Source organism: Streptomyces albidochromogenes (genome assembly GCF_005981925.1).
GTDB lineage: Bacteria > Actinomycetota > Actinomycetes > Streptomycetales > Streptomycetaceae > Streptomyces > Streptomyces albidochromogenes.
This window is the reverse complement of sequence record NZ_VBVX01000054.1, coordinates 21,730-28,008: the sequence shown is the minus strand read 5'-3', so window position 1 is coordinate 28,008 and position 6,279 is coordinate 21,730. Positions and strand designations below refer to the sequence as shown.

9 protein-coding genes are annotated in these 6,279 nt (G+C 74.1%); 4 read left to right on the top strand and 5 right to left on the bottom strand.

The genetic code is table 11. From position 1 onward, the window contains the following. The 3 genes from E2E34_RS10355 to E2E34_RS10345 all read left to right on the top strand — a co-directional run. The coding region (locus E2E34_RS10355) for a hypothetical protein (protein WP_138901597.1) at positions 1 to 768 on the top strand (768 nt) is incomplete at its 5' end. Positions 769 to 771: 3 nt separating this feature from the next. Further along, a complete protein-coding gene (locus E2E34_RS10350) occupies positions 772 to 1,185 on the top strand; it encodes a phage holin family protein (RefSeq protein WP_138901596.1) in 414 nt (137 codons plus the stop codon). Then, positions 1,161 to 1,838: a DUF3618 domain-containing protein gene (locus E2E34_RS10345; RefSeq protein WP_138897626.1), complete on the top strand. Its 678-nt coding sequence runs from the start codon at positions 1,161 to 1,163 to the stop codon at positions 1,836 to 1,838. Before E2E34_RS10350 ends, E2E34_RS10345 begins: the two co-directional genes overlap by 25 nt. A 156-nt stretch (positions 1,839 to 1,994) precedes the next feature. Here the strand turns inward: E2E34_RS10345 and E2E34_RS10340 are convergent, their stop codons facing one another. Both E2E34_RS10340 and E2E34_RS10335 read right to left on the bottom strand, forming a co-directional pair. After that, positions 1,995 to 2,750, bottom strand: coding sequence for an SDR family NAD(P)-dependent oxidoreductase (locus E2E34_RS10340; protein ID WP_138901595.1), 756 nt, complete (start codon positions 2,748 to 2,750; stop codon positions 1,995 to 1,997). Positions 2,751 to 2,759: 9 nt separating this feature from the next. Beyond that, positions 2,760 to 3,110, bottom strand: a complete 351-nt coding sequence (locus E2E34_RS10335) for a YnfA family protein (RefSeq protein WP_138901594.1) — start codon at positions 3,108 to 3,110, stop codon at positions 2,760 to 2,762. Positions 3,111 to 3,237: 127 nt separating this feature from the next. On the opposite strand from E2E34_RS10335, the gene E2E34_RS10330 reads away from it, so the two are divergent. Further along, complete coding sequence (locus tag E2E34_RS10330) at positions 3,238 to 3,840, top strand: TetR/AcrR family transcriptional regulator (RefSeq protein WP_138901593.1); 603 nt, start codon at positions 3,238 to 3,240, stop codon at positions 3,838 to 3,840. Between the two features lie 57 nt (positions 3,841 to 3,897). Here E2E34_RS10330 and E2E34_RS10325 read toward each other — a convergent pair whose 3' ends face one another. The 3 genes from E2E34_RS10325 to E2E34_RS10315 all read right to left on the bottom strand — a co-directional run bounded on the left by E2E34_RS10325 (position 3,898) and on the right by E2E34_RS10315 (position 6,167). After that, a complete protein-coding gene (locus E2E34_RS10325; protein WP_138901592.1) occupies positions 3,898 to 4,650 on the bottom strand; it encodes a Mut7-C RNAse domain-containing protein in 753 nt (250 codons plus the stop codon). Between the two features lie 77 nt (positions 4,651 to 4,727). Beyond that, positions 4,728 to 4,976: a hypothetical protein gene (locus E2E34_RS10320; protein ID WP_138901591.1), complete on the bottom strand. Its 249-nt coding sequence runs from the start codon at positions 4,974 to 4,976 to the stop codon at positions 4,728 to 4,730. Positions 4,977 to 5,168: 192 nt separating this feature from the next. Beyond that, entirely contained in the window at positions 5,169 to 6,167 is a 999-nt protein-coding gene (locus E2E34_RS10315) for a hypothetical protein (protein ID WP_244315604.1), read from the bottom strand. Positions 6,168 to 6,279 lie beyond the last annotated feature (112 nt).

The window sequence follows — 6,279 nt, the reverse complement described above, 5'->3', positions numbered from 1 at the left end:
GAGCTGATCGCCGCCGAGTCCGCCCCACTGCCCGCCGGCGAGCTCCCGGCCGCCGAGGTCATCGGCGCCTTCGGCTCCGGCGCCCAGCTCTCCCTGCCCACGGCCCGCCCCGAGGGCCTCACCGCCCTGCAGGCCGGGCAGACGGCGAAAGAGGAGGCATCGGTCACAGCCGGCCAGGCCAAGCAGGCGGCGGCTGAGGTTGCCGGCTCGGTTGCCGAGCAGGCCAAGGCCGTCACCGGCGAGGCCAGGCAGCAGGCCGGTACGGCGGCGCGTGACCTGCGGGGTCGCGTGAACGAAGAGGTACAGGGCCAGGCCGAGCGCGCGGCGGGCACGCTGCGGAAGTGGGCGGACGATCTCGACGGGATGGCCGAGAACGCGCCCGGCGACTCTCCCGTGCGCGGCCTGGTGACGCAGGCGGCCCAGGGCGGCCACCGCGCCGCCGACTACCTGGACAGCCACGGCCTGAGCGGTGTCGTGGACGACGTGCGCGGGTTCGCGCGGCGGCGGCCCGGGGCGTTCCTGGGCGGTGCGGCGCTGGCGGGCCTGGCCGTGGGGCGGCTGGCGAAGGCCGGCAAGGCCCATGCGGGCGGCGACGGCGGCCACGCGAGGGGCGACGGCCGGGTGAGCGGTGACGGCGGCAGCCGGGCGGGCGGCGACGCCGCCGGGTTCCTGCAGGACCCGCCGGTCCAGGTCCCCCCGCCGGAGACCGACAGCAGAGCGGCTCAGGCGCCCGGGTGGGCGGGGCTGCCGGGATCACCGGAGGTGTGAGGGATGGCGACGTACGCACCGACCCCCTACAAGCGGGGGCAGGACAGCTCCGTGGGTGAGCTGCTGTCGGAGGTCACCTCGGACGTGCAGCTCCTCTTCCGCCAGGAGATGGAGCTGGCCAAGCTCGAAATCCGCGAGGAGGCAACCAAGGCGGGCAAGGCCGCCGGGATGTTCGGCGGAGCGGGCTTCGCCGGGTACATGGTGGCGCTCTTCGCCTCGCTGGCGGCCGTGTTCGGCCTGGCGAACCTGATGGACGCCGGCTGGGCCGCGCTGATCGTCACCGGGGTGTGGGCCGTCGTGGGCGCCGTCCTGTTCGTGATGGGCCGGGCGCGGATGCGCAACGTTTCACCCAAGCCGGAACGGACCGTGCAGACACTGAAGGAGGACGCGCAATGGGCACGTCACCCGACCAAGTAAGGGCCGACATCGAGACGACGCGCGAGAGGCTGTCCGCCGACGTGGACCGGCTCGCCGACCGGACGAGCCCCCGCCGGATGGCGCGTCGGCGCAGTCGGCGCGTGCGCGGTGCGGTGTCGGGCGTACGCCGCCGGGTCATGGGCACCGCTTCGCACACCACGGGCCGCGCGCAGGACCGTACGCAGCAGGCCGCCCAGTCGGTGCAGGAGGGCGCGGGGCAGGCCGCCGACACCGTGCGCCAGACGGCGGGGCAGGCGGGCGACGCGGTGCGCAGGGCGCCCGACGAGGCGCTGCGGCAGACCGAGGGCAACCCGCTGGCGGCCGGTGTGATCGCCTTCGGGGCCGGGCTGCTGGCCGGTTCGATGCTGCCGGGTACGCACGCCGAGGAGCAGGCGGCCGCGCAGCTTGCGGACCGGGCCGGCGGGGCCATCGAGCCGGTCAAGCAGGCGGCGGCGGAGTCCGCGCAGCATCTGAAGGAGGACGCCACGCAGGCCGCGCAGCAGGCGGTGCAGGGGGTCAAGGAGACCGCCGCCGACGCCGCGCGCACGACGCAGGAGCAGGCGCGTGAGCAGGCCGGCCAGGTCACCGAGCAGGCCCGCGAGTCGGGCCGGAACGTGGCGGGCGAGGCCCGCGACCAGAGCGGCGGGCCGTAGCGGCCGGCGCGTCGCGGCGACGGCCGCGTCGCCTTCGGCGGCCCGCGCCGGGAGTGCTTCTGCCGGTGCGGGCCGCTTTCGCGTGCCGGGCCGTGCCGGGCTGTGTCGGGCGGCGGCGGGTGGCTCAGGGCGCCGGTGGGACGGGCGCCGGCGCGGTCACAGCTCGCGGTGGACCTTGGTGTTGGAGGCCTGGGCGCGGGGGCGGACCACCAGGAGGTCGATATTGACGTGGCTGGGGCGGGTGACCGCCCAGGTGATGGTCTCGGCCACGTCGTCGGCGGTGAGGGGTTCCGCGACGCCCGCGTAGACCTTGGCCGCCTTGTCGGTGTCACCCCGGAAGCGGGTGGTGGCGAACTCCTCGGTCTTGACCATGCCGGGCGCGATCTCGATGACGCGGACCGGGGTGCCGACGATCTCCAGGCGGAGCGTCTCGGCGAGGACGTGGGCGCCGTGCTTGGCCGCCACGTAGCCGCCGCCGTTCTCGTACGTGCCGTGGCCGGCGGTGGAGGACAGGACGACCACCGTGCCGTCGCCGCTCGCGGTGAGGGCGGGGAGGAGGGCCTGGGTGAGGTTGAGGGTGCCGATGACGTTGGTCTCGTACATCTGACGCCAGTCGGCGGGGTCGCTGGTGGCCACGGGGTCGGCGCCGAGCGCGCCGCCGGCGTTGTTGACCAGGAGGGCGAGGGTGCGGAAGGCGCTGGCGAACTCGTCGACCGCGGCGCGGTCGGTGACGTCCAGCGCGTACGCCGTCGCCTGGTGGCCGGCGGCGGTGAGCTCGGCCTCCAGCGCCTCGATGCGGTCCTTGCGGCGGGCGGTGAGGACGACGCGGTAGCCGGCGGCGGCCAGTCGGCGCGCGGTGGCGGCGCCGATTCCGCTGCTCGCTCCGGTGATGACGGCGATAGGCGTAGACATGGGGACAGGCTAACGAGACCGTGGTGCGTACATGATGACGGCCATCCCGGCGAGGCAGACGAGGGCGCCGACGACGTCCCAGCGGTCCGGGCGGTAGCCGTCGGCGACCATGCCCCAGGCGATCGAGCCGGCGACGAAGACCCCGCCGTACGCGGCGAGGATGCGGCCGAACTCGGCGTCCGGCTGGAGCGTGGCGACGAAGCCGTACGCGCCGAGGGCCACGACGCCGGCGCCGGTCCACAGGAGCCCGCGGCCCTGGCCCCCGGGGCCGCCGCGCACGCCCTGCCAGACGAGCCAGGCGCCGCCGATCTCGAAGAGGGCGGCGACGACGAAGAGGGCGGCGGAGCGGGCGACGGTCATGCGGTCAGCGTGCCACGGGGGGAGAGCGGGTCGGGAGCTGCCCGCCGCGCTGTTCGAGCGGGGTCTTCCCGGGGGCGCCGCGCCTGCGGGGATGGCGCACAACGAATGTTGGCCTACAGTCGTTGACATGAGTGACTCGCCCACCTCCGACGCACCGCCCCGCCGTCGGTCCGACGCCACGAAGGCGGCGATCCTGGAGGCCGCGCGTGAGCGGTTCGCGGCCGACGGGTACGAGCGCGCCACGATCCGCGCCATCGCGCGCGACGCCGGGATCGACCCGTCGATGGTGATGCGCTACTACGGCAACAAGGAGGGGCTGTTCGCCGCCGCCTCCGCGTTCGACCTGCGCCTGCCGGACGTCGGGACGCTCACCGAGCCGGGCGCGCTGCCGGGCCGGCAGGTGGGCGCCGTCCTCGTCGAGCACTTCCTCGACCGCTGGGAGGCGGACGAGGTGCTGACCGCACTGCTGCGGGTGGGGGTCACCAACGCGGCGGGGGCCGAACGGATGCAGGCGGTGTTCCGCGATCAGCTCGGACCGGTCGCCGCCGCCCTGAGCCCGGACCCCGCGCAGGCGCCGTCGCGGGCCGCCCTGGTGGCCTCCCAGATCCTCGGCATGGCGTTGGCGCGGTACGTTCTGCGGCTGCCGCCGGCCGTGGAGATGACGCGGCAGGAGATCGTCGACTGGCTCGCGCCCACCGTGCAGCGGTATCTGACGGCGGAGCGGCCGTAGGACGGCGGCAGCGGGGCCTGGCCGGCCCGCCGAGCCGCGACGGGCGTGCGTGCCCGGTCAGGAAGCCTGCCGCTGGGGTCGCGTGCCACCGCCGTACGTCCGCATGGCGTCGTCGACGATCGTCTGCAGGCTGGAGTGGTGCGCGCCGTTCCAGTAGACGCGCTGGCACGCCGTGCACTGGGCGAAGACGTTGTACGAGCGCTCCGTGCCGTCCTCCAGGAACCCCCGCACGGACTCCTTGGTGGCGTCTTCGAGGTCGCCGTTGCAGGCCACGCAGCGCGTCCAGGGCGCCAGAGCGGGCGCGAACCGGGTCAGCACGTCGTCGAGCTGCTCCTTGGGCCGGTCGCTGTAGACGTACGCGCCCGCCCAGAGCTCGCGCCGCCGCAGCAGCCCCCGGTCCCTCGACAGCAGTACGCGCCGGTCGCGGGCCGAGTAGGCGGCCAGCGCCGGGTCGCCCACGTCCTCGCTGAAGTACGCCGCGTCCACGCCCAGCAGCCGCAACCGCCGCGCCAGCGTGCCCAGGTGCACGTCGAGGAGGAAGCGCAGCGGCGCCCCCGGCACCTCCTGCGGGCGACGCACCGCGTGCACCTCGACGCGCTCGCCCGCCCCCGGCACGTGCGACACCTCCACCTCGCGGCCGTCCACGAGCAGGCGCCCCGCCTCGGTCAGCGGGATGCCGAGCGACTCGACCACGTGGCCGAGCGTCGAGGCTCCGTCGGTGGTCAGCGGGGTGGGCCCGCCGCGGCGGGCCGCGGCGACGAAAAGGTGCAGCTCGGGGGCGACGCTGAGGTGGATCTCCGGTCCGTTCACGCCGCCAGCATGCCATCGGCACGTACGCCGTATCCAGGGCTTTCCCGCCGGCCGCGGCCGTTGCGCGGTGCGGGCCGTCAGGGACGCGATCCGGCCCGGGGGTCCGGCGCCGGGGCGGCGCGGTAGAGCTCGTCCAGCTCCGCCCAGGACTCCCGCACGATGGTTTCGGTGACCGCCAGCAGGTCGAGTTCGGCGAGCCGGGCGGCGCTCTGCGAATAGGGCGGCGGAGCGGGGTGCCTCCGGCGCCACCAGCAGGAACCGGCCGCGTACACGCCGCTCGCGCACAGCAGGGCGGGTGGGGCGAGGGCCGTCAGAACGTCGCCCATGGCGGGCCTCCTTCAGTGTCGATGCCCGATGCATCGGCACGCCGAGGCGACTTCTGAAGATCATATGCGGGGTGCGGGCGGGCCGACCTATGATCGAGACATCACCCTTGGCTGCCGGAAGCCCGAGGCCGGAAGCCCGAGGCCCGAGGCCGGAAGCCCTGCGCCTGGCGTCCGCCGCCCGCCGCCCGCGCGTCAGCCCTGGGGGCCCTCCTCGAAGGACTCCTCCGAGAACGCGCCCGCCGCGCCGCCCTGGAAGAAGTCCGCCATCAGCTCGTCCAGCTTCACCTCGGTGGCTCCGGCCGGTGCCTTGGCCTCCGTGCCCTTGCCCACGCGCACCACCAGCGCCAGCTTCTTGACCTTGGCGTTCTCCGCCAGCGTGGCCAGGTCCACGGACACCTCGGTCAGCGCGCCGTTCTTGAGCGTGAAGTCGGCCGTGACCTTCTTGTTCGGTACTTCCTCGAGCTCCTTCGCCGTCGGGAGTTCGGTGCCCGGCGGCAGCTCCTTCGACAGCGGGCGCAGCTCGTCGACCAGCTCGGTCATCAGCGTCCGGGCGGGCGCCGTGGCCTTGATGTGCTCGGTGCCGTCCGCCCCGCCGCCGGTCTTGAAGTCGACTTCCTTGGCGACGACCTGGCGCAGGGCCTTCACCAGCTTCTTCTGCGTCCTGGCGTCGAGGGTGGGCTCCGCCGAGGGCTTCCTGCCTTCGGGGGCCTCCACCTCGTCCAGCTGGTCGCGGGTCTCCTCGAGCTCCTTCGTCGCGACCTTGACCCACTGGCCGGCCAGCACCTTCTTGAACGCCCCGGGGCCGTCGGGCAGTTCGTCGGCGGACGGCATCGGGTTGCCCGTCGCCTTCCCCAACTTGGCCACATCGGCGCGGAAGTAGGTGTAGTCGCCGACCTGCCGGTACTCGAGCAGGTCGCCGTCCGGGCCGCCGAGCTTCAACGCCGTGGCGGTGAAGTCCTTCTCGCCGGACTCCTCGATCGGCTTCTTGGACCGCATGGAGACGGAGAGCCGCGCGTCGCTGATCAGCTCGGCGACCTCGTCGGGCATCTTGTCCGCGGGCTTCGTCTCGCTGTCCATCGCCTTCAGCGTCGCGGCGTCGGCGTCCAGGTCCAGCTCGAAGGAGAGCGAGCGCTCCTTGCCGAGCTTGTCGAAGGCCTGGTCCAGCTTCTGTCCGGCGGTCAGGTTCTCCATGGTGCCGCAGGCGGACGAACCCGCCAGGACGACGGTGGCGACGGCGGCGGCGGTCAGGGTCTTGCGTATGGCGGGAATGACGGTCTCCTCAGGGCGCGACCACGATCGTGGT

Excerpts from the sequence above, each read along its gene's own strand:
- E2E34_RS10340 (WP_138901595.1), bottom strand. The coding sequence starts at position 2,750 with ATGTCTACGCCTATCGCCGTCATCACCGGAGCGAGCAGCGGAATCGGC.
- E2E34_RS10345 (WP_138897626.1), top strand. The coding sequence starts at position 1,161 with ATGGGCACGTCACCCGACCAAGTAAGGGCCGACATCGAGACGACGCGC.
- E2E34_RS10330 (WP_138901593.1), top strand. The coding sequence starts at position 3,238 with ATGAGTGACTCGCCCACCTCCGACGCACCGCCCCGCCGTCGGTCCGAC.
- E2E34_RS10335 (WP_138901594.1), bottom strand. The coding sequence starts at position 3,110 with ATGACCGTCGCCCGCTCCGCCGCCCTCTTCGTCGTCGCCGCCCTCTTC.
- E2E34_RS10350 (WP_138901596.1), top strand. The coding sequence starts at position 772 with ATGGCGACGTACGCACCGACCCCCTACAAGCGGGGGCAGGACAGCTCC.
- E2E34_RS10320 (WP_138901591.1), bottom strand. The coding sequence starts at position 4,976 with ATGGGCGACGTTCTGACGGCCCTCGCCCCACCCGCCCTGCTGTGCGCG.
- E2E34_RS10315 (WP_244315604.1), bottom strand. The coding sequence starts at position 6,167 with ATGGAGAACCTGACCGCCGGACAGAAGCTGGACCAGGCCTTCGACAAG.